Genomic DNA, 26,345 nt, shown 5'->3' with positions numbered 1-26,345 from the left:
ACGGCCGGATCGTCGCCCTGGACGCACTCTCGACGCCCAGGATGCACACTCGGCGATCACTTCCTGCCACCGGTCTGGCGATACCTGTCACATGACAGACACACGGGACGTGTGTTGTTAACGATCCGGCCGCCATCGGTTACGTCGCGGCAACCACAGCCCCGGCGCCGACGCGAAAACTGTCAGGTGACAGAAATGCCGCGCTTCGGTGCGGCGCCTCACAGTTCAGGAGCGGCCTGTGACCAGCGATCTCCACGATCCGGACACCGCGACATCGGGATCGGCGACGGCGACGACGGCGGGCGCCCGCGCCCATGCCCGCGCGCAGCACGGCCGGACGGCCGAGCACATGCGCCACGTTCCGGCGTCGACCAGCCCGACCGCGGTCGACGGCGTATCCGCCGACGCTCTGGTGTGGGCGGAGACCGTGGCCCCCGGCGGCTACACCACCGCGGTGCTGGCCCGCGGTACCAGGATCCGGCTGACCGATCCGCTCGGCGACGCCTGCGCGCACCTGCTGCTGCACCGCGCCGACGCCACCCACGAGCGGCTTAACATCGCCGACACCGTGAAGGTGCCCTGGCAGGCGTACGTGACGACGGGCCATCCGTTGCTCAGCGGATTCGGCCGCGTGCTAGCGACCGTCGTCGCCGACACCTCCGGCGCCCATGACGCGCTGACCGGCACCAGCACCCGCTCCGGCAACGAGGCTCGATTCGGTTCGGGCGCACCGGAATCGACGTCACCAGCCGGGCGGGAACTGCTGCTGCTGGGGGCGCTGAAACACGGACTCGGCCCGCGCGACCTTCCGCCGTCACTGTCCTTCTTTCAGGGCGTGCGCGTCGACGCCGACGGCGTGATCCGTTGGCACGGTTCGGCCGGGCCCGCCACCACCGTCGACCTGTTGCTACACGTCGACGCCATCGTGCTGCTCGCCAACACCGCCCATCCACTCGACCCGCGGTCCGAGTTCACCTGCTCGCCGCTACACGTGGACGCATGGCCCGCCGCCGGCGATCTCGACCTGCTCAGCGACGGTTCGCTCTTGGGCGAACTCGGACCCGAACACCGACAGGCCATCGCCAACACCGACGCCGACCTGGCCGCCCGAGGAGTGCTATGACCGCCTCCGAGACCGCCCCCGACACCGCAGCGCCGGCGCTGATCCCCGGGCAGATCGTCCTCGACCAGCACGTCGCGGCGAGGGCGCCCTGGTCGGCGGTCCTCGCCGCCGGCGATGTGCTGACGATCGTCGACCTCGCCGGGAATCAGGCCGTCGACTGCCTGCTCTACTCTGCCGCCGACACGACGGTCCGGTACTCGGCCGCGGAAACCATTGCCCGCCAAGGACGTATCGCGCTGACCACCGGATCGGTGCTCCGCGCCGACACCGGGGCGGCCCTCATGACGGTGGTCGCCGACGAGGTCGGCGTGCACGACACTCTCGGCGGCGCGTGCTCCAAGGAGTCCAACACCCTGCGCTACGGGCAGCACACCCGAGCCCAGCACGGATGCATGGAGAACTTCCTCATCGAAGGCGCCCGGTACGGTCTCGGCGCGCGCGATCTCGCCAGCAACATCAACTGGTTCATGAACGTGCCGGTCGACCCCGACGGCGCCCTGGGTATCGTCGACGGGTTGTCCGGTCCCGGTAAGCGGGTGGCCCTGCGCGCCGAGATCGACACCCTGGTGCTGATCTCGAACTGCCCGCAGATCAACAACCCGTGCAACGCCTTCGACCCGACGCCGGTCCGGATGATCGTCACGCGGCCGTGAGCGCGCACGAGGCGGTGCTGGTCGCCAATCGCGGTGAGATCGCCGTGCGGCTGGTGCGGGCCGCGCGGGCGCTCGGCCTGCGGACGGTGGCGGTGTTCTCCGACGCCGACCGGGGCGCTCCGCACGTGCGGCTCGCCGACGACGCCGTCCGGCTCGGGCCCGCCGCGCCGAGCGAAAGCTATCTACGCATCGAGGCCATCCTCGATGCGGCGAACGCGACCGGCGCGACGCTGATCCATCCTGGTTACGGGTTCCTCTCCGAGGACGCGGATTTCGCCGAGGCCGTCGAGCGGGCCGGACTCGTCTTCGTCGGCCCGACACCGGATCAGCTGCGCGCGTTCGGCACCAAACACACCGCGCGCGCGGCCGCCCGGGCCGCGGGCGTCCCGGTGTTCCCCGGATCCGAACTGCTCGCCGACGCTTCCGCGGCCGTCACCGCCGCGGAAGAGATCGGCTATCCGGTGATGCTCAAGGCGACCGGCGGCGGCGGCGGTATCGGCATGCAGGTGTGCCGGGACCACGCCGAACTGCAGACCGCGTTCAGCAGGGTGACCCGGCTGGCCGAACGCAGCTTCGGCGCCGGCGGCCTGTTCGTCGAGCGCTTCGTCGACGGCGCCCGCCATGTCGAGGTCCAGATCTTCGGAGACGGCGCGGGAGGGGTCGTCTCGCTCGGCGACCGGGACTGCTCGCTGCAGCGACGCAACCAGAAGGTGATCGAGGAGGCGCCCGCACCGGGCCTGCCCGACGCCGTCCGGGCGCAGCTCCACGACTCCTCCCGCGCGCTCGGGGCGTCGGTGGCCTACCGATCCGCAGGCACCGTCGAATTCGTCTACGACCCTGTCCGGGAACAGGCGTCCTTCCTCGAGGTCAACGCGCGCCTGCAGGTCGAGCATCCGGTCACCGAGGCGGTCACCGGCGTCGACTTGGCGGGGTGGATGTTTCGACTCGCTTTCGGCGACAACAGCTTTGTCTCGGAGTTCTCCCAAGGCACTGTCCCCGTCATCGGCCACGCGGTCGAGGCGCGACTCTATGCCGAGGACCCGTCCCGCGACTACCGGCCCAGCACAGGCGCGATCACGTCGGTCACGTTCCCGGAGGGCGTGCGGGTGGACTCCTGGATCGAGGACGGCACCGAGGTGTCGGCGTCTTACGATCCGCTGCTGGCCAAGGTGATTGCTGCCGGCGCCGACCGCGACGAGGCGTTCGACCGGCTCGGTGCCGCGCTCGGCGATACGGCGCTGCACGGCATCGAGACGAACATCGGCACCCTGCGCGCGGCGCTGGACCACGTCGACGTTCGGGCCGCCTTACACAGCACGTCGACCCTGGCCACGGTGCCCGATCCGCGGCCCCGCATCACCGTCGAACGCCCCGGTCTGCTCACCACCGTCCAGGACCTGCCCGGTCGGATCGGGTTGTGGCACGTCGGTGTTCCGCCGGGCGGTCCGATGGACGACCTGTCGTTCCGCCTCGGCAACCGCGCCCTCGGCAACCCGGACGGGGCACCCGGACTGGAATGCACCGCCTCGGGTCCCGCCCTGCGGGTCACCCACGGCACCACGGTCTGCGTCACCGGCGCCGACGCCGACGTCACGGTCAACGGCCAGCCCGTCCCCATGTGGGAGCCCATCGACGTCCCGGCCGGCGGGCTACTCGACATCGGGCCCGCCGAGTCGGCCGGTCTGCGCACCTACGTGCTGGTGGCCGGGGGATTGGACGTCCCCGAATACCTCGGCAGCGCAGCGACATTCACACTGGGTCGGTTCGGTGGACACGGCGGCCGACAGCTGGTCGTCGGCGACGTGCTGCGCGCGGCGGCCGCCACCGCCCCGCACGGCGCCCCGGTGCCGCTGGAGCAGCGTCCGGCGCTGCCGTCGGAATGGGAACTCGCCGTCACCGAGGGCCCGCACGGCGCCCCGGAGTTCTTCACCCGAGACGACATCGCGACGCTGTTCGGCGCCGCTTATCGCGTGCACTTCAACTCCGCCCGCACCGGGGTGCGCCTCGTCGGCCCGAGACCCCGCTGGTCCCGCCCCGACGGCGGCGAGGCGGGACTGCACCCGTCCAACATCCACGACACGGCGTATTCGGTCGGCGCGCTGGACTTCACCGGCGACACCCCGATTCTCCTCGGCCCCGATGGACCGAGTCTCGGCGGCTTCGTCTGCCCGGTGACCGTGATCTCCGCGGACCGCTGGAAACTCGGGCAGCTGCGCCCGGGGGACACCGTGCGGTTCGTGCCCGTGGCGGCGGCCAGCGCTCCCGGCCGGTCCGACGGTGCAGCGATCCGGCGCGCCGCGTCACCACGGGTGCGGCGCGGCGACTCGGACGGCGACGACGGCGTGCTGGCCCGCCGCGCCGACCGCGCACCGGCCGTCACCTACCGGCGCAGCGGTGACGACAACGTGCTCGTCGAATACGGCGACATGGTGCTCGATCTCGCGCTGCGGGCGCGCGTGCACGCGCTGCACACCCGCCTGGAGGAGGCGCGTCGCGACGGCACCGTGCGGGGCATCGTCGACCTCACCCCCGGGATCCGGTCACTGCAGGTGCACGTCGACCCGCAGACGCTGCCGATCCAGCGGCTGCTGGGTCTGCTGTCCGAGTTGGAGGACGAGCTGCCCGCCACCTCGGATCTCGTCGTCCCCAGCAGATCGGTGCGGCTGCCCCTGAGCTGGGATGATCCGGCGACCCGCGAGGCGATCGCCCGGTATCAGTCCGGGGTCCGTGACGACGCGCCGTGGTGCCCGTCCAACATCGAGTTCATCCGGCGTATCAACGGACTCGACACGCAGGCCGACGTGATGGACGTGGTGTTCTCGGCCGAGTACCTCACCCTCGGGCTGGGCGACGTGTATCTCGGTGCGCCGGTGGCCACCCCGCTCGATCCGCGGCACCGCCTGGTCACCACGAAGTACAACCCGGCCCGGACGTGGACCGCGGAGAACTCGGTCGGCATCGGCGGCGCCTACCTGTGCATCTACGGTATGGAGGGACCCGGCGGATATCAGTTCGTCGGCCGCACCACCCAGGTGTGGAGCACCTACCGGCACACCGCGCCCTTCGAGCCCGGCAGCCCCTGGTTGCTGCGGTTCTTCGACCGCATCTCCTGGTACCCGGTCTCGGCCGACGAACTGCTGGAGCTGCGCGCGGACATCGCCGCGGGCCGCGGTTCGGTCGAGATCACCGACGGCACCTTCGATCTCGGTGCACACGAGAGATTCCTGGCCGACAACGCCGAGTCCATCGCCGACTTCCGGGCCCGCCAGAACGCCGCCTTCTCCGCTGAACGGTCGGCGTGGGTCGCCGCAGGCGAGTTCGACCGCGCCGAGCAGGCCGAATCGCGCAGCGTCACAGCGCAGGAGGAGCTGATCCTCGAGGACGGCGCGCAGCGCATCGACGCGCCGTTCTCCTCGAACGTATGGAAGGTCGACGTCACCGTGGGTCAACGGGTGACGGCCGGACAGGCTCTGCTCGCGCTGGAGGCGATGAAGATGGAGACCGTGGTGACCGCACCGGCGGACGGCGTCGTCACCCACGTGCTCGTCGAGGCTGGTCATCAGGTTGACCCGGGCACCCCGCTGCTCGTCGTCGCCGACGACGCGCAGGACGAACTGCGGGACATCCCGGCATGAGTGCCGTGGACCGGGTGTACGCGTCCTACGCCGCGATCGAGGCCGTCACCCGTCCCGAGGTGTGGATCACGTTGCGCCCGTTGGCCGAGGCCCTCGCCGACGCCGAAGCTGTCGACACCGCGGTCGCCACCGGCCAGGATCTCCCGCTCGTCGGGCTGACCGTCGCGGTGAAGAACAACATCGACGTGGTGGGGCTGCCGACAACGGCGGCCTGCCCCACTTACGCGACGGCACCGGCCGCCGCGGACGCACCCGTCGTCGCGAGGCTGCGCGCCGCCGGTGCGGTGGTGCTCGGGTCGACCAATCTCGACCAGTTCGCCACCGGCCTGGTCGGGACCCGCAGCCCGTACGGGGCCGTGCGCGACGCCCGCCGCCCGGACCACATCTCCGGTGGCTCGAGCGCCGGATCGGCCGTCGCGGTGAGCCTCGGGCTGGTCGACGTGGCCGTGGGCACCGACACCGCGGGGTCGGGTCGGGTGCCCGCCGCCCTGCAGGGCATTGTCGGCATCAAACCGACCTACGGCGTCGTGCCGACCACGGGTGTCGTCCCCGCCTGCCGGTCATACGACTGCGTCACGGTGTTCGCCCGCGACATCGACACCGCCGACGCCGCCATGGGGGTGATGGCCGGGGGAGCGCGACCGTTCCCACCCGACGCACCCCTGGCCGCCCCGGCCGCGGCGCGCATCGCGGTGCCGCGCGAACTCCCCGCGCTGTCACCGGCATGGCAGGCGGCGTTCCGTGCGGCCTGTGACCGGCTCGAGGCGCAGGGCGTCACGCTCACCGAAATCGATCTGACGCCGTTCCTCGAGGCGGCCCGGCTGCTCTACGACGGTGGCCTGGTGGCCGAAAGGCACGAAGCGGTAGGCGATTTCGTCGACACGACGCCGGCCGGGGTGGACCCGACGGTAGGGGCGATCATCACCGCGGCGGGAACGGTGTCCGCGACCCGGCTGCTACGCGACCGGGTCCGGCTCAGCGAGCTGACCGCGGTCGCGATGGCTCAGCTCGCCGACTGCGACGCACTGCTCATCCCCACCACCACCGAACACCCGACCATCGCCGAGGTCACCGCCGATCCGGTGGGCGTGAACTCCCGGCTGGGCACCTACACCAACTTCTGCAACCTGATGGATCTGTGCGCGGTCGCGGTGCCGTCCGGGACGGTCGACGGCGCCCAGTTCGGCGTCTCGGTGGTGGCCCGGGCAGGCGCCGACGCGCTCGCCCTCGACCTCGCGCGACGCGTCGCTCTACCAGCGCGGGACGACCACACCTCGGCCGCACCGTGGCCGGTGCGCGCCGGCGTGGCAGCGGTACCTCTGCTCGTCGTCGGGGCGCATCTGCGCGGTCAGCCGTTGACGTGGCAGCTCGAACAGCGCGGTGCACGGTGGCTGGGTCCGGTGGCCACCGCGCCGCTGTACCGGATGGCGCGGCTCGACACCACTCCACCGAAGCCGGGTCTGGTCCGGGTCGGAGCCGAGGGTGGGGTGTCGATCGGCGGTGAGCTGTGGTTGCTCGGCACCGCGATGCTCGGTGACTTCCTGGCCGACCTGCCTGCACCGATGGCGCTGGGCCGGGTGACCCTGTCCGACGGCCGCGAGGTCGTGGGCTTCGGCTGTGCGCTGGACGCCTGGCAGGCCGGCGAGGACATCTCCGCCTATGGTGACTGGCGCCGCTATCTGGACCGGCTCGAGTCTCAGCCCAGAGAGCGCGTGTAGCGCGCGATCTCGGCCCCGCTGCGCTCCCGCAGCGTGGGGATCGCGCCGTCGCGCACGCCGAGTACCCGCATGCACGCGTCGGCCACGTGCACCGGCAGTTGTTCGCGTTCGCGGCCCGGCGGCACCGACCACATGTTCACCAGCGACTCCACCAGCCGGAACGGCAGATCGGCCGCCGCCTCGTGCACACCGGTCTGCTCGACGACGGCCCGGCTCAACGCCAGATAGTGCAACCGCAGCCGCTCGCGGTCCGACCAGAACGGTTCCAGTCGCGCGTCGCGCAATTCGGGCAGGAGATAGAGCGCGCCGAGATTCCATCGCCCACTGAGCAGTTGGCTGCCGTCGAACGCCGCGAGCGCATGCAGGTGCTCGGCCGCCGTCAAGGCGGGCTCCGCGCCGAGAAGGTTCGGGATGAACGCCAGGGTGGGGCTGACCGTCTGCCCCAACAGCGCGCACAGGATGTCGTCCTTTGTGCGGAAGTAGTGGTAAAGCGAGGCCTGCCGGATGCCCACGGTATCGGCGATGGTCCGCGTCGAGGTGCCGGCGTAGCCCATGGTGGTGAACAGTTCGCCTGCAGCGTCGAGTATTTCGTCGCGGGCCGTCACCCCCGGTCGCCGCGGGGTGGTGAGGCGTGGGCGCCCGGCCCGGGTCAGCGGCATGACTCCATCGTGGACCACGATCACGCCGATTCGGAAGCCCTCCCGTTTCTGTCACACGACAGAAACCGGCGATACGCATCGGTTACGTGACGCGACGATTGGTTACGTCGGCGACACCCATCGCGCCGGGGCCGCGTGAAAACTGTCAACTGACAGGCGGCCGATACGCCGAGGCAGGAGCGTTCCGATGGGCATCGCTGTATCCGAGACCGACACACCGGACGCGGTGTCGTCGACCAGCTCGGCGATCTCACCGGTTGCGACGGTGAGCGATCTGCGGGTCACGTTCCGCCGCAACGGGCGTGACGCGCATGCGCTGCGCGGCGTGTCCCTGGCCGTCGCGCCCGGTGAGATCCTCGGACTGGTCGGCGAATCCGGTTCCGGCAAGAGCGTTCTCGGCTTCAGCATGCTCGGTCTGCTGCCCGAGAACGCGACAGCCACCGGCATCGTGCGGGTCGCCGGATCGGACATGATCCGCGGAGGCGCCAAAGAGGTGCGCAAGGTGCGTCGCCTCGATCTGGGCGCGGTGTTCCAGGACCCCATGACTTCGCTGAACCCGACCATGCGGATCGGCAGGCAGGTGGCGGAGGCGGCAGGCAGCGACGAGGAGGCGCTGCACCTGCTCACCGCCGTCGGCATTCCCGAACCCGCACAACGGATGCGGGCCTACCCTCACGAACTGTCCGGCGGCCTGCGGCAGCGCGTCATGATCGCGATCGCGATCGCAGGCGATCCGGACCTGATCATCGCCGACGAACCGACGACCGCGCTCGATGTCACCGTGCAGGCGCAAGTGCTGCGGTTGCTGCGCCGCCTGCGCGACGAGATCGGCTGCAGCATCGTGTTGATCACCCACGACCTCGGTGTGGCCGCTCAGATCTCCGACCGCATCGCGGTGCTGTACGCGGGCCGCATCGCCGAGATCGGTCCCAGTGCAAAGGTCCTCGATGCGCCTGCGCATCCCTACACCCACGGACTGCTGCGCTCCCGGCTCACCCTCGACACCCGCCGAGACCGGCCGCTCGCCGCGCTCGCCGGATCGGTACCCAGTCCCGTCACCCCGCTGCCCGGCTGCCCGTTCGTGCCGCGGTGTGCACTGGCCAGCGACGAGTGCGAGAAGACGCCCCCGGATCCGCTGGCGGTCGCCCCCAACCGGGTCAGCGCATGCATCCGGCCGCTGGACGAGGTGCACGCCGCGCTCGGTGAGACGACGACCAACCTCGACGCGAAATTTTCCGACACCGTATCCGCCGACCGGACCGTCCAGCCGCCGGCGGTGGTGCTGCGCGACGTCACCAAGACCTTCACGGTGGGGCGGCACGGCAGACTGCGTGCGCTGCGCGGAGTCTCACTGCAGGTCGGTCACGGCGAGTCGGTGGCGTTGGTCGGGGAGAGTGGTTCGGGTAAGTCGACGCTGCTGCGCGTGATCGCCGGTCTCGAGCAGCCGAGCTCCGGTGAGGTGACGCGGACCGGCGCCGCACCACCGCAGATGGTGTTCCAGGACGCCGGCGCCTCGCTGACCCCGTGGCTGTCGGTGGGTGAGCTGATCGGGGAGCGGTTGCGCGGCACCGGGATGTCGCGCTCGCGCCGCCTGGAGAAGGTGGCCGAGGTGCTCGACCGGGTCGGTTTGGCACCGGAGGTGGCCAAGGCGCGGGCAGGGCAGCTGTCCGGCGGTCAGCGGCAACGGGTTTCGCTGGCGCGCGCGACGGTGGTGCCGCCGTCGGTGCTGCTGTGTGACGAACCGACCAGCGCCCTGGACGTCTCGCTGGCGGCGTCGGTGCTCAACCTCATCGGCGATCTGCGGCGCAGCCTGGACATGTCGGTGGTGTTCGTGACACACGATCTGTCGGTCGCCCGGGTGGTCGCCGACCGAATCGCGGTCATGTACCTGGGCCGCATCGTCGAGCTCGGGCCCGCCGAGGAGGTGATCGGCCACCCCACCCACCCGTACACCGAGGCGCTCGTCGACTCGATTCCCGACCTCGGTCGCGAACCGGCGGTACTGGCAGGTGAGCCCGCCAGCCCGTTGAGCCCACCCACCGGCTGCGCATTCCACCCGCGGTGCCCGCTGGCGGTGGACGCCTGTTCCGACACGCTGCTCGACGTCCGGCTCGAAGGTTTCCCCGGCCACCCGCATCAGGTGGCGTGCATCGAACGAAAGGCGGTTTGATGGCCGTCACCCTACCGGCACCCGCTCTCCCCGCATCTGCGCTCGTCCGGGGCCGCAGCCGGCTGCTCACCATGCCGCAGAACCGATCTCAGGTCGTCAACTGGATCGGTTTCTCGCTGATCATCGTGGTCACCCTCGTCGCGGTGGCGGTGCCGCTGCTGGCTCCCCACGACCCCCTGCTTCCGGTCGGGATGCCGCTGCAGGCTCCCGGCCAGGACGGCTTCCTGCTCGGCAGCGACAGCGTCGGACGCGACATCCTCTCCCGGGTGCTCTACGGCGCCCGGTCGAGTTGGTTCGCCGCGCTCGCCGTGGTGGCCCTCGGCGTCCTCGTCGGTGGTCTGATCGGTCTGATCGCCGGAACGTTCGGCGGGTGGGTCGATTCGCTGCTCATGCGAATCACCGACGCGTTCCTGTCACTTCCGGCGCCGGTCCTCGCCATCGCCGTCGTCGCGGCGCTCGGCCCCGGGTTCCTGCACACGCTGATCGCCGTGTCGATCGTGTGGTGGCCGTTCTACGCGAGGCTGGTGCGCGGCGAGATCACGCGTCTGGCGGCCAGACCGCATGTCGAGGCGGCCAAACTCGCCGGCGCGGGCCGGATGCGGCTGGCCGGCCGGCATCTGCTGCCCGGGGCGGTCCCCAACACCATGGTGGCGGCGAGCCTGGACATCGGCACCCTGATCCTCACGCTGGCGGCTCTGTCGTTCCTCGGACTCGGGCAGTCCGCGCCTGCCCCCGAACTGGGCGCCGACTCCGCGCGGAACCTCAGTTACTTCCTGCAGCAGTGGTGGATTCCGGTGATGCCCGGCCTCGGGGTGCTGGTGCTCGCCCTGGTCGGCAACATCGCCGGGGACAGCCTGCGCAACCTGATGAAGACGAAGTAGGTCGGGCCATGCGTGCATTCGTGACGACGCGGTTGGCGGCGATGGTGGCCATCCTCGTCGCGTTGACCGGGGTGATGTTCGTTCTGCAGAACGTCTCCCCGCTGGACCCGGTGAAGGCCCAGCTGGGCGCGCAGGCGTCCCAGGAGGCCGTGGCCGCGCGCCGGGAGGCGCTGGGACTCAACGAGCCCGTGTTGGTGCAGTTCTGGAACTATCTGACCGGCGCGGTGACCGGTGACCTCGGCACCTCCTACCGCACCAGGCACCCCGTCGCTTCCGACCTCGGTGACTTCCTGCCCGCCACACTGGAACTCGCACTGTTCGGGATGGCCATCGCACTGCTGCTCGCCGCACTGCTGGCATTCAGCACCACCCTGAAGTGGCGCGGCTCGGCCGTACTGCGGGCGGTGCTGTTCACCGGATCGTCGGCACCGATGTTCCTGCTGGGCATCCTCGGGCTGATCGTGTTCTACCAGCAGCTGGGCTGGGTTCCGGCCAACGGCCGCATCGCCGTTGCCAACCCGCCGGCCGGCCCCACCGGGCTGCTCACCGTCGACGGCCTGCTGCACGGCCGCTTCGACGTTTTCGCCGACGCGCTGCACCACCTGATCCTGCCCGCCCTGGTGATCGCCCTCGGCCCGGCCGTGGCGATCGGCCGGGTGTTGCGCTCGAGTCTGCTCGGCGACGCGGACAGCGACTACGCGAGAACCGCTCGCGCCAAGGGTCTTTCCGAACCGCGGATCACGGTCGGTCACGTCCTGCGCAACTCCATCGGTGCCGCGCTGTCGATGACCGGCCTGCAGATCGGCCTGATGTTCTCCGGAGTGCTCGTCGTCGAGCAGGTCTTCGGGTGGCCGGGAATCGGGCAGTACATCGCGCAGAGCATCCCCGTCGCCGACTTCCCGGCCATCGCGGGCGTCACCCTGATGCTCGGCGCCCTCTATGTCTTCATCAACACCGCGGTCGACCTCCTACAGGCCGCCGCCGATCCGCGTATCGCCGTCAGAGGAGGATAAGTGCCGAAACAACCACTCATCGTGGGCAATCCCGTGCTCGTGGTGGTCGACATCCAACAGGCCGGCAGCATGCCCGCCGCCGAGGTGGGCATCGACCACATGCCCGGGCACGCCGACCGGGTCGCCCGCGCCGAACGGCTGGTGGCCGCCGCCCGCGACGCGCAGATCCCGGTGGTGTTCTTCCAGGAGGTGCACCGGCCCAGCGGCGTCGACTTCGGTCGCGAACTCGACGGGGTGGAGGGCGAGCACTGCGTCGAGGGTCGCCCCGGCACCGATCTCGAACCGTCGCTGCGGCCGCTGCCCGACCGCGACGACCGCGAGTTCCACATCGTCAAGCGGCGGTACTCCGGGTTCATCGGCACCGAATTCGACATCGTGCTGCGCGGTCTCAAGGCCGACACCCTGATCCTCATCGGCGGTCTGACCGACGTGTGTGTGCACTACACCTTCGCCGACGCACATCAGCGCGACTACTACGTGCGGGTGGTCACCGACTGCGTCGGCGGCTCCTCGCAGTACCGCCACGACGCCGCACTCGACGCGATGGAGTACCTGCAGATCGGTGCCATGCGCACCACCGAGGAGATCCTCTCCGCCTTCCGCGAACTGACCCCCGCACCCGTCCTCCAAGGAGCCGCACGATGATCCGTCGCCTCAAAACCATCGCTGCGCTCGGCGCCGCCGCCGCGTTGACGGTGACCGCCTGCGGCGGTTCGGATTCCGGCGGTGGTGCGCCGAACGCGGCGCCGACCGACAAAGTGCTGCACGTGTCGTTCCTGCAGGACCCGGGCCAGCCGCCGGACCCCGATGTCTTCTACGCCGGCCAGGGCCTACTGCTGACCACCAACGTCTACGAAGGCCTGCTGCAGTACAAGGGCGGCACCGAGAAGCCGGAGATCGAACCGCTGCTGGCCACCGAGTGGACCGAATCACCGGACCATCGCGTCTTCACCTTCAAGCTGCGCGAAGGCGTCACGTTCCACGACGGCACCCCGTTCACGTCCGCGGCGGTCAAGGCGTCCTTCGACCGCAGGCTCGCCGTCGACCAGGGCCCGGCCTACATGGTCAAGGACGTCGAATCCATCACCACGCAGGGCGATTACGACGTCACCATCACGCTCAAGGAACCGAACTCGGCGTTCCTGGACTACATCGCCTGCCCGTACGGCCCGCGCATGCTCAGTCCCACCGGGCTGCAGGCCCACGCCGGCACCGACCACGCCCAGAGCTACCTGACCAACCACGACCTCGGCACCGGGCCCTACACCCTGACCGCGGCCGAGGTCGGATCGCGCTACGCGCTGGCCGCCTACCCCGACTACTGGGGCGACAAGCCGTATTTCGAGCAGGTCGAGATCCCGGTGATCACCGACGTCTCGGCACAGCAGTTGCAGTTCAACAACGGCCAGATCGCGGCGATCCTGCACGATCTTCCGTCGTCGGCGGTGGAGTCCTACCTGAACGACGACAAGTTCGCGAACTATTCACTGCCGACGATGATGTCGAACTACCTCTACGTGAACCCGCGGCGGGGCATGTTCACCGATCCGAAGAACCGCATGGCGCTGCTGCAGGCCATCGACGTCGACACCCTGGTCAAGCAGACTTACTTCGGTCGTGGCGAGAAGGCCGCACAGATCTATCCGCCCAACATGATCGCGCCAGACCTGGCCAAGCAGGACATCACCCACGATCCGTCGATCCTGTCGGGCATCGTCGCCAATCTGCCTGCCGATCAGAAGACGGTGACCGTCGGCTACGACTCGAGCAACCCCGACAACCAGCTGATCAACAACCTCATTCAGACCCAGTTGGCAGCCGCGGGGCTCGACGCCAAGGTGCAGAGTTACCCGACCTCGGAGATCTACGCCTGGATCGGCAACGACGCCCCCAACGCGCCGGACATCCTCACCTCGACCGCGTGGCCGGACGCGCCCTCGCCCTACACGTGGGGCCACATCACATGGGACGCCGACGGCGGACTGAACTACCTCGGCTGCTCGGCGCCGCCGGTCACCGAGGCGCTCAACCGCGGCCTGGAAAGCGGTGATCCGCAAATGTTCTCGGAGGCCGCCGCGGCCGCCCTGGACACCGGCTGCTGGCTCAACATCGCCGACGTCGACGACTTCGTCGTCGCGCAGCCGTGGCTCAAGGGCGTCGAGGCCGCGCACGTGGTGACGAATCCGAACTCGCTGCGGCTGTTCGAACTGTCGGTCGCCTGATGGCGGCCACCCTGGTCGGTAAACGGGGCGTCCGGCGCATCATCCTGCTGACCCTCGGTTGGGAGGAACTGCCGAAATCGGTCAGCGTGTACGGCGCCCCTCCGGAGGAGCGGATGCGCGAACCGGTGCCCGGGGTGCTGCTGCAGACCGACGGCGGCTGGGTGCTGCTGGACACCGGATTCAACACCGCGCTGGTGCGGGATCCGTATCTCGCGCGACGGTTCTTCCCGACGGTGGAGTACCGGCCGGTGCTGCCGGGGCCCGGGGAGCCGATCGAACAGCGCCTCGCGGAGGTCGGCGTCGACATCGACGAAATCCACACGGTGGCCGTCAGCCACCTGCACCACGATCACGCCGGCGGACTGAAGTTGTTCGCCGGCCGGGTGCCGGTACACGCCCAGCGCCGGGAGCTCGAATACGGATTGGCCAACCACCCCGCACCCGAGCACAACGCCATCGTGCGAGTCGATTTCGACGATCCGCGCATCGACTGGCGGCTGGCCGACGGGGAGGCAGAGGTGGCGCCGGGCGTCACCGCGATCCCGACCTACGGACACACGCCCGGACACCAGAGCTTCATGGTCGAACTGGACGCGTCGGTCGGCGGGGACGGGTTCGTGTTCGCCTTCGACGCCGCGGATCTGACGGAGAACATCGACCAGGAGCTGGCGATCGGCGGTTACATCGACGTCGACCCGCAGGAGACGGTGGAACCCATCCGACGGCTCAAGAAGCTGGCCGCCGACAAGGGATATCCGCTGATCCCCGGCCACGATCCGCACGTCTGGCCGGAACTGACCGAGCACTTCCACCAGCGGTTCTCGGCGTGACGGAACTGGACCTGAGCGCGGACCGGACCGCTGGGCCGCTCGGCGACTGCACGGGGCTGTGGCGGCGAACGCTGCTGATCGAACCCGACGGATCGCGGGACACCGGCACCGGTGTGGTGTGGCTGCAGGCGTTCTCGACGTATGCGGACTCCCGCGGCTTCGCCGGCGTTCTGCACCGACGCGGTGACGTTTTCGAGTGGCAGCGCGACATCGACATCGGGCCGCCGCAATCCGACCCCGATGTCGGGACCATGCGGCGCGACGGCGATGTCCTCGTCGAGACCGGGGTGCACGCCTCCTACGTCGAACACTGGGTCCGCGATCCCGGACGCGGATCGCCGGTGTGGTCTTTGACGCTGAGCTCGGCGCAGGGCACGGCGCTCCTGCTGCGGGTGGGCGACATGTTCGGCTGGGCGACACCGCAGGGCGTGACGATCGAGCGGGTGGACGGCCCGCGATGGGTCGCGCTGGCCCCAGGCCTGATCGACGGACAGCTCCACGCCGACGGATCTGTGTGGAGCGTATCGAGCGACGAAGGAGACGTGGAACTATGAGCGGCGCAACATCGTTCACCTCGGTGCCGATCATCGACATCAGTGGGCTGCGGTCGGCCGACCCGGCCGACCGCGAACGGGTGGCGGCCGAACTGGGTGCGGCCGCCCGCGACGTCGGGTTCTTCTACATCAGCGGCTCGGGGATCGACGACGCGCTGTTCGACCGGATGCTTGCCGCCACGCAGGAGTTCTTCGCGCTGCCGCTCGAGGAGAAGATGCGCAGCTACATCGGCCTGTCCCGCTGCCACCGCGGATATGTGCCGGTGGGGGAGGAGGGGGTGGAAAGCGGGGTCCCCGATCTGAAGGAGGCTTTCGACACGGCGCTCGACTTGCCCGCGGACGACCCGGATCATCTCGCGGGCAACCCGATGCTCGGCCCGAACACCTGGCCCGACCTGCCGGGGTTCGCCGAGGCGGTGACCGCCTACTACGACGCCGTCCTCGGGGTCGGCAAGCTGCTGCTGGGCGCCTTCGCCGTCGCGCTGGGGGAGGACCCAGACGTGTTCTCCCGGTACGCGACGAAGACGCCGAGTCAGCTTCGGCTCGTGCACTATCCGTACAACCCCGACGCCGAGGACCACCTGGGGATCGGCGCGCATACCGACTACGAGTGCTTCACGCTACTCAAACCGACCGCCCCCGGCCTCGAGGTGCTCAACGGCGCAGGCGAATGGATCGATGTACCGCCGGTGCCAGGGACATTCGTCGTCAACGTCGGCGACATGCTCGAGCTGTGGACCAACGGCACGTTCGTCGCGACCAGCCACCGGGTGCGCAAGGTCAAGGAGGAGCGGTACTCGTTTCCGCTGTTCTTCAACGTGGATTACCACACCGAGGTCAAGCCGCTGCCGCAGTTCGCGGCGCGCGATGATCGGCCGCGCACCCCGCTGCGGGCGGGTGAGCACCTGTTCGCACAGACGGCGCAATCGTTCGCCTATCTGCGCCGGCGGCTGGAAAGCGGTGAACTGGTATTGCCCGACGGCTCACTGGAACTCGGGCAGTTTGGCCGACAGGCGCTGCAGCGGGTCGACTAGCGGTAACTCAGTCCTAAAAGGGTGGCGGGTCGTCGCCGTGGTTGGGGTGGGGTTGCGGTTCGGGTGGGGCGCGGTGGACCCGGGCGGCTCGTGAACCGTCCTGGGTCTGGTGGAGATCGTGATCGCACCAGGAGGATGTGGTTGTGGCTGCGCCGAGGAAGTTCGACTCAGAGACCCGTGAGCGGGCGGTACGGATGTATCAGGACCGGCTCGCACAGACCGATGACTCGAAGTTGGCGGCTCGTCGCCATGTCGGGGAGCTGCTGGGGATCAATCAGGCGACGTTGCGCAACTGGGTCGAGGACCGCCATTTCAGTAGCCCGCCCGCGCTGGACGCCGATGGCCAGGACCCGTCTGCTGAGTTGGCGGCGCTGCGCAAGGAGAACGCTGAATTGCGCAGGGTCAACGAGATTCTCAAGACAGCGTCGGCGTTTTTCGCCGCGGCGGAGGTCGACCGCCGACTGCGGTGATCGTCGAGTACATCGACGCCTACCGGGACCGTTTCGGGGTCGACCCGATCTGCACCGTGCTCACCGAGCACGACATGCCGATCGCCCCGTCCACCTACTACGCGGCCAAGGCCCGCGGCCCGGTCAGCGACGCCGCGTGGGCCGAGGCGCACGCAGCCAACACCGTGCACCAGCTGCATCTGCAGAACCGGCGGCTCTACGGGGTCCGCAAGCTCTGGCGTGCGATGAAACACGCAGGTCACGACGTGGGCCGGGACCAGGTGGGCCGGCTGATGGGTATCTGCGGGATCTCCGGGGCGGTGCGCCGCAAGCGGCGCACGATCACCACCACCGTCGACCCCATCGCGCCCCGGCACCCCGATCTGATCGAGCGGCAATGGGGCCTGCCAGCACGTCCGGATCAATGGTGGGTGGCCGATTTCACCTACACCTGGACCCTGGCCGGGTTCGTCTACACCGCGTTCTGCGTCGATGTGTTCTCACGGCGGATCCTGGGCTGGCGGGTGATGTCAACCAAGGCGACCCCCCTGGTGAGCAGTGTTCTCGAACAGGCGGTGTTCACCCGACGCAGAACTGATTTCCGTTTCACCACAACAGGTTTGGTCCACCACTCCGATGCCGGCAGCCAATACGCCTCGCTGGCGTTCACCGACGCGCTACGCGACTCCGGCATCGCCGGCTCGATCGGCTCAGTCGGTGACGCCCTGGACAACGCGCTGATGGAATCAGCAATCGGGTTGTACAAGACCGAGCTGATCGACCGCCAGAAATCCTGGACCGGCCGCACCGAGGTCGAACGCGAAACCGCCAGCTGGGTGCATTGGTACAACACCGCCCGCCTGCACTCGTCACTCGGCTATCTCTCACCGGTCGACTACGAGAACCGCTACCGTGACACCGTCGCCTCCGAGCGGGAGGTGGCTTAACCGAGGTCCCATCCAGACCAGGACGGTTCACTCTCGTGAGGCAACGAACCACCCTTCGCGCGCATCTTGACATGAGGCAACTTGCCGACACCGAATCGAGTTATCCACAGCCCGCAGCGGATTCCCGGGGGAGTGTTCGTCGACTGGCCGCTAGTTGATCGGACCGTTCACCCAGCGCAGATCGGCGACGATCCCGCGCGCGGCCACGATGCCTTCCCCGGTCTGCCACACCTCGTTGTTGACGGCGAACACGCGGTCGTCCTTCGCCGCCGACAGCGCCCGCCAGGCCGCACTGTCGAGAACGTCGGTCGCGGAGTCCCGGGCCTGCGGTGAGGCGAAAGACAGGTAGACGATGTCGCCCTCAGCGATCTTGTAATCGGCGTCGTCGCCGGTGCCCACCTCGACGTAGGGCTCGTCGGTGAATCGCTGGGCGGGTGGCCGGTCCAGGCCGACCTCGGCCAGTACCGAGCCTGCGAAGGTATTCTCGCCGTACGCCCGCAGGGCGGTATCGGTCAGTTGCACCACCGAGGCCTGGAAGTGCGTGGCGTCATTGGCGGCGCCGGCGCGCCGGGCTTCGTCGCGAAAGCCGTCGATCAGCCCGCCGCTGGCGTCGAAGCGGCCGGTCGCCGCGCCGACGATCCGCAGGTTGTTCTGCCAGTCCGCGCCGGCCGGGCCGGTGAACACCGTCGGGGCGACCCCGGAGAGCTCGCCGAACAGCGCCGGGGTCAGCGCCGCCGAACCGAGAATGAGGTCGGGGGCCGCCGCGCGGATCGCCTCGACGTCGGGTGCGCTGCGGGTGCCGGCCGCGGGCAGCTCATGGACGACCGTGCCCAGATACGACGGCTGGGCGTCACTGCCGTCGGGCAGCGCCGCCGCCACGATCCGGCCCTGCAGTCCCAGCGCGCACAGCGCGTCGAGCTGATCTCCGGCCAGGACCACGATGCGCTGTGGGTCGGCGCCCACCATTGTCTCGCCCGCCGCGTGGCTGACGGGACGCTCCGGGGGACCGGGGTCCACCGCCGCCGGCTCGGGGGCGCACGATTCGTCGGGGCGACGGCCGTTGCCGAGCACTGTGGCGTCGGCGATCTCAGTGGTGCTGGTGATCACCGAGGTCATCGGCTCGGTCATGGGCACTGGCGACTCCGCCTGCCCACCGAGCGAGCCGCAGCCCGCGAGAGAGACCGCCAGCACCGCCGTGAGCGCCATCGACGGCGCGGTGTGCCCACGCTTCCTGGCTCTGCCGATCAGCACGGGGCCGACGGTAACATCTGGCGCCGGACCACTGTGTTCACCGAACCGGCGGTGCGAATACGACGGTTTGTAGGACCCAGGCTGACCCGGGGCGGTCAGGGAGTTACGATTCATACGAGCAAGGCGGGGAATCCCCGACATGATTCTTTGGAGGACCTCTTGGTAGCCGAAGCGCCCCCGATCGGAGAACTCGAGGCACGGCGTCCGTTCCCCGAGCGACTCGGCCCCAAGGGCAACCTGATCTACAAGCTGATCACGACGACCGATCACAAGCTGATCGGCATCATGTACTGCGTCGCGTGCTTCGCCTTCTTCCTCATCGGCGGGCTGATGGCGCTGTTCATGCGGACCGAGTTGGCGATGCCGGGTCTGCAGTTCCTGTCGAACGAGCAGTACAACCAGCTGTTCACCATGCACGGCACGGTGATGCTGCTGTTCTACGCGACGCCCATCGTGTTCGGCTTCGCGAACCTGGTGCTGCCGCTGCAGATCGGCGCGCCCGACGTCGCGTTCCCGCGGCTCAACGCCTTCTCGTTCTGGCTGTTCCTGTTCGGCGCGCTCATCGCGCTCGGCGGGTTCATCACCCCCGGCGGCGCCGCGGACTTCGGCTGGACGGCGTACTCGCCGCTGACCGACGCGATCCACTCGCCGGGTGCCGGTGGCGACCTCTGGATCATGGGCCTGGCCGTCGGCGGTCTGGGCACCATCCTCGGCGGCGTCAACATGATCACCACCGTGGTCTGCATGCGCGCCCCGGGTATGACGATGTTCCGGATGCCGATCTTCACCTGGAACATCCTGGTGACGTCGATCCTGGTGCTGCTGGCCTTCCCGATCCTGACGGCTGCGCTGTTCGGCCTGGCCGCCGACCGCCACCTCGGCGCCCACATCTACGACCCGGCCAACGGCGGTGTCCTGCTCTGGCAGCACCTGTTCTGGTTCTTCGGCCACCCCGAGGTGTACATCATCGCGCTGCCGTTCTTCGGCATCGTCAGTGAGATCTTCCCGGTGTTCTCCCGTAAGCCGATCTTCGGCTACACCACGTTGATCTACGCGACGATCGCGATCGCGGCGCTGTCGGTCGCGGTGTGGGCGCACCACATGTACGCCACCGGAGCCGTGCTGCTGCCGTTCTTCTCGTTCATGACGTTCCTCATCGCGGTGCCCACCGGGATCAAGTTCTTCAACTGGATAGGCACGATGTGGAAGGGGCAGTTGACGTTCGAATCACCGATGCTGTTCTCGGTCGGCTTCCTGATCACCTTCCTGCTCGGTGGCCTGTCGGGCGTGCTGCTGGCCAGCCCGCCGCTGGACTTCCACGTGACCGACAGCTACTTCGTCATCGCGCACTTCCACTACGTGCTGTTCGGCACGATCGTGTTCGCCACCTACGCGGGGATCTACTTCTGGTTCCCGAAGATGACGGGCCGGTTGCTCGACGAGCGCCTGGGCAAGCTGCACTTCTGGCTGACCTTCATCGGCTTCCACACCACGTTCCTGGTGCAGCACTGGGTGGGTGACGAAGGCATGCCGCGCCGCTACGCGGACTACCTGCCGTCGGACGGCTTCACGACGCTCAACGTGGTGTCGACCATCGGCGCGTTCATCCTCGGCCTGTCGATGCTCCCGTTCGTCTGGAACATCTTCAAGAGCTGGCGCTACGGCGAGCCGGTGACGGTCGACGATCCGTGGGGCTACGGCAACTCGCTCGAGTGGGCCACCAGCTGCCCGCCGCCGCGGCACAACTTCACCGAGTTGCCCCGCATCCGTTCGGAGCGTCCAGCGTTCGAGCTGCACTACCCGCACATGGTCGAGCGGATGCGCGCCGAGGCGCACATCGGCAAGCATGCGACGGCGCTCGAATCACCCGAGGGCTTCGGACCGCGGACCGAACCCGACCGCAGCTGAGCGGCGGGGCGTCGCGGGGGTGAACGCGATATCCAAGGTGTCGGTGCTGATCACCGTCACCGGGGTCGATCAACCCGGCGTGACGTCGGCGCTGTTCGACGTATTGAGCCGGCACGCCGTCGAACTCCTCAACGTCGAGCAGGTGGTGGTACGCCGGCGGCTCACGCTGGCCGTGCTGCTGGCCGCGCCACCGGAAGTCGCCGACGGTCCCGCACTGCGGCCCGACGTCGAGGAGGCCATCCACGGCGTCGGGCTCGAAGTGACGATCGAGCGAAGCCGGGACACGCCGGTGATGCGCGGACCGTCCACGCACACCATCGTGGTGCTCGGCAGGCCGATCACCGCCGAATCGTTCGCCGCGGTGTCACGTGAGGTCGCGGCGCTCGACGTCAACATCGACACCATCCGCGGGGTCTCGGACTATCCGGTCACCGGACTGGAGATGCGGGTGTCGGTACCGAGCGGCGCGGCCTACCCGCAGCTGCAGCAGGCGCTGGCCCGGGTGGCCGTCGAGGAGAGCGTGGACATCGCGCTCGAGGACTACAGCCTCACGCGGCGCGCCAAACGGCTGATCGTCTTCGACGTCGACTCCACGCTCATCCAGGGCGAGGTCATCGAGATGCTGGCCGCGCGGGCCGGCGCCGAAGCCGCGGTCGCGGAGGTCACCGAGGCGGCCATGCGGGGCGAACTCGACTTCGCCGAATCGCTGCACCGCCGCGTGGCGACTCTGGCCGGGTTGCCCGCCCAGGTGCTCGACGACGTCGCCGACCAGATTCAGCTCACCCCCGGTGCCCGGACCACCCTGCGCACCCTGCGCCGCCTGGGCTTCCACTGCGGCATCGTCTCCGGCGGCTTCCGCCAGGTGATCGAACCGCTCGCCCACGAACTGATGATGGATTTCGTCGCGGCCAACGAACTCGAGATCGTCGACGGATTGCTGACCGGCCGCGTCGTCGGCGAGGTCGTCGACCGGCCCGGGAAGGCGAAGGCGCTCCGCGACTTCGCCCAGCAGGTCGGGGTGCCGATGGAGCAGACCGTGGCCGTCGGCGACGGCGCCAACGACATCGACATGTTGACCGCGGCGGGTCTGGGCGTGGCGTTCAACGCCAAACCCGCCCTGCGCGAGGTGGCCGACGCATCGTTGAGCCATCCGTACCTGGACACGGTGCTCTTCCTGCTCGGCATCACCCGCGGCGAGATCGAGGCCGCCGACGCCCACGATGGGCTGCTGCGCCGCGTCGCCATCGACGACTGAGGTTCTAGACCACCACCGCGTGCCGCTCGGGCGCAGCCCCGGTGACGGTCGCCCACACGCGGGCCAGCAGATCGACCGCCTCGGTCATCTCGTCCGGCGGCAGCGTGTAAGGGATTCGCAGGAACCGCTCCAGGGAGCCGTCGACGCCGAATCGCGGACCGGGCGGGATATCGAGCCCCATCCTGGACGCCGCAGCCGACAGTGCCGAACTCATCGGAGCGGGCAACCGCACCCACAGCGCGAGTCCACCGCCGCTGGGGTAGGGCTGCCAGTCCGGCAGCCGCTCGGCGAGTAGCGAGAGCATCTTCGCCCGGCGCGTGCGCAGGATCTCCCGGCGTGCGGGCAGCACCTCGTCGGCGATCCGCAGCAGTTCGGCGGCGGCGAGCTGCTCGAGGATCGGGGTGCCCATGTCGATCGACGGGCGCAGTGCGGCGACAGTGGCCAGAGTGGCCCGGTCGGCGCGGATCCAGCCGATGCGAAGACCGCCCCAGAACGACTTGGACATCGAGCCCGTGGTCAGCACCAGATCGCGCCGCTTGGTCATCACGGCCGCGACCGGGGGCGGCACCGGCCGGTCCAGCCACACTTCCGACATCGTCTCGTCGATGATCGTCCTGGTGCGGGTTTCGGCCACCAGCGCCGCGAGTTCGTGCCGCTGGGCCTCGGGCATGGTCAGCCCGGTGGGATTCTGATTGTCGGGGACGAGGTAGGCCAGGCTGGGCGCGAGCTGTCGGACCGCGGCGTGGACGGCGCCCAGATCCCAGCCGTCGTCGCCGAGGGCCACCGGCACCGGCCGGGCCCCCGCGGTGGAGATCGCGGCGATGGCGCCGTGATAGGTCGGCTGCTCGACCAGCACCCGGTCGCCCGGCTCGGTGTAGGTGGCCAGAATCAGCCCGATGGCGTGCAGCGCCCCGGTGGTCACCATGATCTCGTCGGGTTCGGTGGGCAGCCCGCGGGCGCAGTACCTGGCGGCGATCGCCTCGCGCAGCGGGGTGAGCCCGGCCAGCTCGATGCCGACGCCGTGCAGATAGAACGCGACCTGCTGCGCGGCGGTCGTGAATGCAGCGTGTACGGCGTCGGCCGGGGCCGCCATTGCCGCATTGGCCAGGCTGACCAGCCCGGAGCCCGGGGCGCCTGCGGCAACGGGCGCCGCGGCAACCGCGCCGGTGGGCAGCGCCGTGGTGCTGCGTGCGCCCCGCCGCGCGTGCAGATAGCCCTCGTCGCGCAGCTGGGCGTAGGCGGCGGTGACCGTCGTGCGCGACACCCGCAGCGCATCGGCCAGTGCCCGTTCGCTGGGGAGCCGGGCGCCGACCGGCATGCGGCCGTCGATCAGGAGCATCCGAATCCCGTCCGCCAGCCCCTGATATACCGGACCGCTCGAACTGGACGTCCGCCAGTTGCCGAGTTCGCGCACCAGGCGGTCCACGTCGAGTGCGCGGACCGGAATGTCGACAGTCATTGAAGCCAGTATCGCTGAACTGGCTATTTGAAGGCAACCAAATCGCCGGGATCATTGCAGAATGGCTTCGAACTGGATATCAAAACTTGGAAGTGGACTGGCTGATCTGCTGACGTATCGCCCTGGCGACGTGCCCGGCGGCGAACTGGACGGCGATGTGCGACGGGTGCGGCAGGAACTGGACGCCATCCGCGCCCGCTTTCCGGACCACGCGTGACCCGCGCCCGGCGGGTCCGGGTCGCGGCCCTGCGCGGATCGGCGCTGCTGGTCGGCCTGATCGGCTACGGCTTCTCGATGGCCGTCATGATCCGCGCCGGACTCGGCCTTGACCCCTGGGACGTCTTCCACCAGGGTCTGGCCCTGCACACCCCGATGAGCATCGGGGCCGCCACCGCCGTCGTCGGCGTCGTGGTGCTGCTGGCCTGGATCCCGCTGCGTAACCGGCCTGGCATAGGGACCGTGGCCAATGTCGTGGTCATCGCGGTGACCGTGGATGCCTGCCTGCGGGTGCTGCCCGCCGCGCAGACCCTGCCGGTGCAGGTGTCGTGGATGGTCGGCGCCGTCGTGCTCAACGCCGTCAGCACCGTCCTCTATGTGGGCGCAGGCCTCGGGCCGGGGCCGCGCGACGGGCTGATGACGGGCCTGGTGGCCCGCACCGGCTGGTCGGTGCGGGTCGTGCGCACGGCCATCGAGGCCACGGTGCTGTCCGCGGGTTGGCTGCTCGGCGGCACGGTCGGGGTGGGGACGGTGGCCTACGCGTTCGGCATCGGACCGCTGGTGCAGCTGTTCCTCCGGCTGACACCACGGCGGGTGCTCGCGGTCAGCGGATGGGCGGAAGCGTGCGCGGCATCCGACCCGCAGCGCGACACGGTGGTCGGATGCGGCACCATGGTCGAGTGCCGGAAGAAGATTCAGCCGACAGTCTGACCGACGGGGACCTGCTGATCGACTTCGCCGAGGTCACGCTGCGACGCGGTGGTCAGAAGTTGGTCGGACCTGTCACCTGGGCCGTCGAACTCGACGAACGCTGGGTGGTCATCGGGCCGAACGGCGCGGGTAAGACATCGCTGCTGCGCATCGCCGCCGCCATGGAGCACCCGTCGTCGGGGACCGCCTTCGTGCTGGGGGAGCGGCTCGGCCGCACCGACATGGCCGAACTGCGTTCCCGCGTAGGCCTGGCCAGTTCTGCTCTCTCGCAACGAATTCCGCCCGGTGAAGTGGTGCGGGATCTGGTCGTGTCGGCCGGGTACGCCGTGCTGGGACGCTGGCGTGAACAGTACGAGGACGTCGACTACCTGCAGGCCGTGGAGATGCTGGAAAGCGTCGGCGCCGAGCATCTGGCCGAACGCGTCTACGACACTCTGTCCGAGGGTGAACGCAAACGGGTGCTGATCGCCCGGTCCCTGATGACTGATCCGGAACTGCTGCTGCTCGACGAACCCGCCGCCGGCCTCGACCTGGGCGGCCGCGAGGAACTCGTGGCGCGGCTGGCCGATCTGGCCGCCGACCCCGACGCCCCGGCCATGGTGCTGGTGACCCACCACGTCGAGGAGATCCCGCAGGGCTTCAGCCACTGCCTGCTCCTGTCGGAAGGCGAGGTGGTCGACGCCGGCCTGCTGACCGATGTGCTCACCGCCGAGAACCTGTCGAAGGCGTTCGGACAGTCGATCGCGCTCGACATCATCGACGGGCGTTATTTCGCCCGCCGCACCCGCACCCGCGCGGCGCACAGGAGGCGATCATGACCGAATCCGATCCACTGGTCCCGCGGCCGGCGGCCACCGTGATGCTCATCCGCCCGGCCCGCGACGCCGCGGGCAACGAGGTCTTTCTCATGCGCCGCCACGCGGGCATGGAGTTCGTCGCCGGGGTGATGGTGTTTCCCGGCGGGGGCGTCGACGACCGCGACCGCAACGCCGACATCGCCTGGGCCGGACCCGGTGCCGACTGGTGGGCCGACCGCCTCGGCACCGACGAGGAACTGGCCCGGGCGCTGGTGTGCGCCGCCGCCCGCGAGACGTTCGAGGAGTGCGGCGTGCTGTTCGCCGGCGCCGCCGACGACGAGGACGTCCTGGTCGACGACGCCTCGGTCTACCGCGACGCCCGGCAGGCGCTGGCCGACCGGTCGCTGTCCTTCGCCGATTTCCTCCACGACGAAAAGCTGGTGCTGCGCACCGACCTGCTGCGGCCGTGGGCGAACTGGGTGACCCCCAAGGAGGAGCGCACCCGCCGCTACGACACCTACTTCTTCGTCGGCGCCCTGCCCGAGGGGCAACGGGCCGACGGCGAGAACACCGAGACCGACAAGGCCGGCTGGATCACCCCGGAGGAGGCGCTGGAGGACTTCTCCTCGGGCCGCTCGTTCCTGCTGCCCCCCACCTGGACCCAGCTCGACGCGCTGGCCGGCCGCACGGTGGCCGAGGTGCTGGCCGTCGAACGCCGGATCGAAGCGATCGAACCCACGCTGTCTGCGGGCGGCGGGAACTGGGAGATCGAGTTCTTCGACAGCGACCGCTACAACGCGGCGCGCAACCACCGGTCACCGGAGGGCAGGAGCGAAGCGACCGGGAAACCGACCGAGTGA

The 26,345-nt window shown here is 69.5% G+C and carries 22 protein-coding genes and 1 other annotated feature; of the genes, 19 read left to right on the top strand and 3 right to left on the bottom strand.

Annotated elements, in window-relative coordinates; genetic code table 11:
• The first annotated feature begins 238 nt into the window (after positions 1–238).
• Genes A5757_RS03520 through atzF form a run of 4 tightly spaced genes read left to right on the top strand, consistent with a single transcriptional unit; the run spans position 239 to position 7,129 of the window.
• The gene (locus A5757_RS03520; protein WP_197497233.1) at positions 239–1,123 is read left to right on the top strand and encodes an urea amidolyase associated protein UAAP1; all 885 of its coding nucleotides are present in this window, start codon (positions 239–241) and stop codon (positions 1,121–1,123) included.
• The gene (locus A5757_RS03515; protein ID WP_066828643.1) at positions 1,120–1,776 is read left to right on the top strand and encodes an urea amidolyase associated protein UAAP2; all 657 of its coding nucleotides are present in this window, start codon (positions 1,120–1,122) and stop codon (positions 1,774–1,776) included. Before A5757_RS03520 ends, A5757_RS03515 begins: the two co-directional genes overlap by 4 nt.
• Complete coding sequence (gene uca / locus A5757_RS03510) at positions 1,773–5,411, top strand: urea carboxylase (RefSeq protein WP_066828641.1); 3,639 nt, start codon at positions 1,773–1,775, stop codon at positions 5,409–5,411. Before A5757_RS03515 ends, uca begins: the two co-directional genes overlap by 4 nt.
• Positions 5,408–7,129, top strand: a complete 1,722-nt coding sequence (atzF, locus tag A5757_RS03505; protein ID WP_066828640.1) for an allophanate hydrolase — start codon at positions 5,408–5,410, stop codon at positions 7,127–7,129. Before uca ends, atzF begins: the two co-directional genes overlap by 4 nt.
• Here the strand turns inward: atzF and A5757_RS03500 are convergent.
• On the bottom strand, positions 7,108–7,788 hold the full coding sequence (locus tag A5757_RS03500) for a TetR/AcrR family transcriptional regulator (RefSeq protein ID WP_066828736.1): 681 nt from the start codon (positions 7,786–7,788) through the stop codon (positions 7,108–7,110). The genes atzF and A5757_RS03500 overlap by 22 nt on opposite strands.
• A 187-nt stretch (positions 7,789–7,975) precedes the next feature.
• Here A5757_RS03500 and A5757_RS03495 point away from each other — a divergent pair, with 187 nt between their 5' ends.
• The 9 genes from A5757_RS03495 to A5757_RS03450 all read left to right on the top strand — a co-directional run bounded on the left by A5757_RS03495 (position 7,976) and on the right by A5757_RS03450 (position 17,888).
• Positions 7,976–9,958, top strand: coding sequence for an ABC transporter ATP-binding protein (locus A5757_RS03495; RefSeq protein ID WP_066828639.1), 1,983 nt, complete (start codon positions 7,976–7,978; stop codon positions 9,956–9,958).
• Complete coding sequence (locus A5757_RS03490) at positions 9,958–10,839, top strand: ABC transporter permease (protein ID WP_066828638.1); 882 nt, start codon at positions 9,958–9,960, stop codon at positions 10,837–10,839. Before A5757_RS03495 ends, A5757_RS03490 begins: the two co-directional genes overlap by 1 nt.
• A gap of 8 nt (positions 10,840–10,847) precedes the next feature.
• Complete coding sequence (locus A5757_RS03485; protein WP_066828637.1) at positions 10,848–11,852, top strand: ABC transporter permease; 1,005 nt, start codon at positions 10,848–10,850, stop codon at positions 11,850–11,852.
• Positions 11,853–12,497 (top strand): cysteine hydrolase family protein, encoded by a 645-nt coding sequence (locus A5757_RS03480; protein WP_066828634.1) that lies wholly within the window; start codon positions 11,853–11,855, stop codon positions 12,495–12,497.
• The gene (locus A5757_RS03475) at positions 12,494–14,074 is read left to right on the top strand and encodes an ABC transporter substrate-binding protein (RefSeq protein ID WP_066828632.1); all 1,581 of its coding nucleotides are present in this window, start codon (positions 12,494–12,496) and stop codon (positions 14,072–14,074) included. The genes A5757_RS03480 and A5757_RS03475 overlap by 4 nt, the downstream gene beginning before the upstream one ends.
• Positions 14,074–14,904, top strand: a complete 831-nt coding sequence (locus A5757_RS03470; RefSeq protein ID WP_066828630.1) for an N-acyl homoserine lactonase family protein — start codon at positions 14,074–14,076, stop codon at positions 14,902–14,904. The genes A5757_RS03475 and A5757_RS03470 overlap by 1 nt, the downstream gene beginning before the upstream one ends.
• The gene (locus A5757_RS03465; RefSeq protein WP_231983871.1) at positions 14,901–15,458 is read left to right on the top strand and encodes a hypothetical protein; all 558 of its coding nucleotides are present in this window, start codon (positions 14,901–14,903) and stop codon (positions 15,456–15,458) included. The genes A5757_RS03470 and A5757_RS03465 overlap by 4 nt, the downstream gene beginning before the upstream one ends.
• Positions 15,455–16,492: an isopenicillin N synthase family oxygenase gene (locus tag A5757_RS03460; RefSeq protein ID WP_066828628.1), complete on the top strand. Its 1,038-nt coding sequence runs from the start codon at positions 15,455–15,457 to the stop codon at positions 16,490–16,492. The genes A5757_RS03465 and A5757_RS03460 overlap by 4 nt, the downstream gene beginning before the upstream one ends.
• 143 nt (positions 16,493–16,635) lie before the next feature.
• A protein-coding gene (locus A5757_RS03450) for an IS3 family transposase (RefSeq protein ID WP_156618147.1) occupies positions 16,636–17,888 on the top strand; the annotation gives its coding sequence in 2 pieces (ribosomal slippage) (positions 16,636–16,930 and positions 16,930–17,888; 1,254 coding nt in all).
• Positions 16,920–17,051 (top strand) — a sequence feature (AL1L pseudoknot). It overlaps the preceding gene by 132 nt.
• A gap of 150 nt (positions 17,889–18,038) precedes the next feature.
• Here the strand turns inward: A5757_RS03450 and A5757_RS03445 are convergent.
• The gene (locus A5757_RS03445; protein ID WP_066828625.1) at positions 18,039–19,094 is read right to left on the bottom strand and encodes an iron-siderophore ABC transporter substrate-binding protein; all 1,056 of its coding nucleotides are present in this window, start codon (positions 19,092–19,094) and stop codon (positions 18,039–18,041) included.
• Between the two features lie 204 nt (positions 19,095–19,298).
• On the opposite strand from A5757_RS03445, the gene ctaD reads away from it, so the two are divergent.
• Both ctaD and serB read left to right on the top strand, forming a co-directional pair.
• On the top strand, positions 19,299–21,047 hold the full coding sequence (gene ctaD / locus A5757_RS03440) for a cytochrome c oxidase subunit I (protein ID WP_066828733.1): 1,749 nt from the start codon (positions 19,299–19,301) through the stop codon (positions 21,045–21,047).
• Positions 21,048–21,075: 28 nt separating this feature from the next.
• A complete protein-coding gene (serB, locus tag A5757_RS03435; RefSeq protein WP_197497242.1) occupies positions 21,076–22,302 on the top strand; it encodes a phosphoserine phosphatase SerB in 1,227 nt (408 codons plus the stop codon).
• A gap of 4 nt (positions 22,303–22,306) precedes the next feature.
• Here the strand turns inward: serB and A5757_RS03430 are convergent, their stop codons facing one another.
• The gene (locus A5757_RS03430; RefSeq protein ID WP_066828621.1) at positions 22,307–23,761 is read right to left on the bottom strand and encodes a PLP-dependent aminotransferase family protein; all 1,455 of its coding nucleotides are present in this window, start codon (positions 23,759–23,761) and stop codon (positions 22,307–22,309) included.
• Positions 23,762–23,822: 61 nt separating this feature from the next.
• Between A5757_RS03430 and A5757_RS23075 the strand changes: the two genes are divergently transcribed.
• From A5757_RS23075 to A5757_RS03415, 4 genes are all read left to right on the top strand, one after another.
• Complete coding sequence (locus tag A5757_RS23075; protein ID WP_156618145.1) at positions 23,823–23,978, top strand: hypothetical protein; 156 nt, start codon at positions 23,823–23,825, stop codon at positions 23,976–23,978.
• Between the two features lie 77 nt (positions 23,979–24,055).
• Positions 24,056–24,688 (top strand): YitT family protein, encoded by a 633-nt coding sequence (locus A5757_RS03425; protein ID WP_231983875.1) that lies wholly within the window; start codon positions 24,056–24,058, stop codon positions 24,686–24,688.
• Positions 24,640–25,506, top strand: a complete 867-nt coding sequence (locus A5757_RS03420) for an ABC transporter ATP-binding protein (protein ID WP_156618143.1) — start codon at positions 24,640–24,642, stop codon at positions 25,504–25,506. Before A5757_RS03425 ends, A5757_RS03420 begins: the two co-directional genes overlap by 49 nt.
• The gene (locus A5757_RS03415) at positions 25,503–26,345 is read left to right on the top strand and encodes an NUDIX hydrolase (RefSeq protein WP_066828615.1); all 843 of its coding nucleotides are present in this window, start codon (positions 25,503–25,505) and stop codon (positions 26,343–26,345) included. Before A5757_RS03420 ends, A5757_RS03415 begins: the two co-directional genes overlap by 4 nt.

The organism is Mycobacterium sp. 852013-51886_SCH5428379 (assembly GCF_001665575.1).
Classification (GTDB): domain Bacteria; phylum Actinomycetota; class Actinomycetes; order Mycobacteriales; family Mycobacteriaceae; genus Mycobacterium.
The sequence above is the reverse complement of the archived record's forward strand: the minus strand, read 5'-3'. Positions and strand labels throughout refer to the sequence as shown.

What these genes read in the sequence shown, in the direction of transcription:
- A5757_RS03495 (WP_066828639.1), top strand. Translation starts at nt 7,976, where the DNA reads ATGGGCATCGCTGTATCCGAGACCGACACACCGGACGCGGTGTCGTCG.
- A5757_RS03445 (WP_066828625.1), bottom strand. Translation starts at nt 19,094, where the DNA reads ATGGCGCTCACGGCGGTGCTGGCGGTCTCTCTCGCGGGCTGCGGCTCG.
- A5757_RS03470 (WP_066828630.1), top strand. Translation starts at nt 14,074, where the DNA reads ATGGCGGCCACCCTGGTCGGTAAACGGGGCGTCCGGCGCATCATCCTG.
- A5757_RS03425 (WP_231983875.1), top strand. Translation starts at nt 24,056, where the DNA reads ATGGCCGTCATGATCCGCGCCGGACTCGGCCTTGACCCCTGGGACGTC.
- A5757_RS03500 (WP_066828736.1), bottom strand. Translation starts at nt 7,788, where the DNA reads ATGCCGCTGACCCGGGCCGGGCGCCCACGCCTCACCACCCCGCGGCGA.
- A5757_RS03515 (WP_066828643.1), top strand. Translation starts at nt 1,120, where the DNA reads ATGACCGCCTCCGAGACCGCCCCCGACACCGCAGCGCCGGCGCTGATC.
- A5757_RS23075 (WP_156618145.1), top strand. Translation starts at nt 23,823, where the DNA reads ATGGCTTCGAACTGGATATCAAAACTTGGAAGTGGACTGGCTGATCTG.
- A5757_RS03485 (WP_066828637.1), top strand. Translation starts at nt 10,848, where the DNA reads ATGCGTGCATTCGTGACGACGCGGTTGGCGGCGATGGTGGCCATCCTC.
- A5757_RS03475 (WP_066828632.1), top strand. Translation starts at nt 12,494, where the DNA reads ATGATCCGTCGCCTCAAAACCATCGCTGCGCTCGGCGCCGCCGCCGCG.
- A5757_RS03420 (WP_156618143.1), top strand. Translation starts at nt 24,640, where the DNA reads ATGCGGCACCATGGTCGAGTGCCGGAAGAAGATTCAGCCGACAGTCTG.
- A5757_RS03430 (WP_066828621.1), bottom strand. Translation starts at nt 23,761, where the DNA reads ATGACTGTCGACATTCCGGTCCGCGCACTCGACGTGGACCGCCTGGTG.
- A5757_RS03415 (WP_066828615.1), top strand. Translation starts at nt 25,503, where the DNA reads ATGACCGAATCCGATCCACTGGTCCCGCGGCCGGCGGCCACCGTGATG.
- A5757_RS03460 (WP_066828628.1), top strand. Translation starts at nt 15,455, where the DNA reads ATGAGCGGCGCAACATCGTTCACCTCGGTGCCGATCATCGACATCAGT.
- atzF (WP_066828640.1), top strand. Translation starts at nt 5,408, where the DNA reads ATGAGTGCCGTGGACCGGGTGTACGCGTCCTACGCCGCGATCGAGGCC.
- A5757_RS03490 (WP_066828638.1), top strand. Translation starts at nt 9,958, where the DNA reads ATGGCCGTCACCCTACCGGCACCCGCTCTCCCCGCATCTGCGCTCGTC.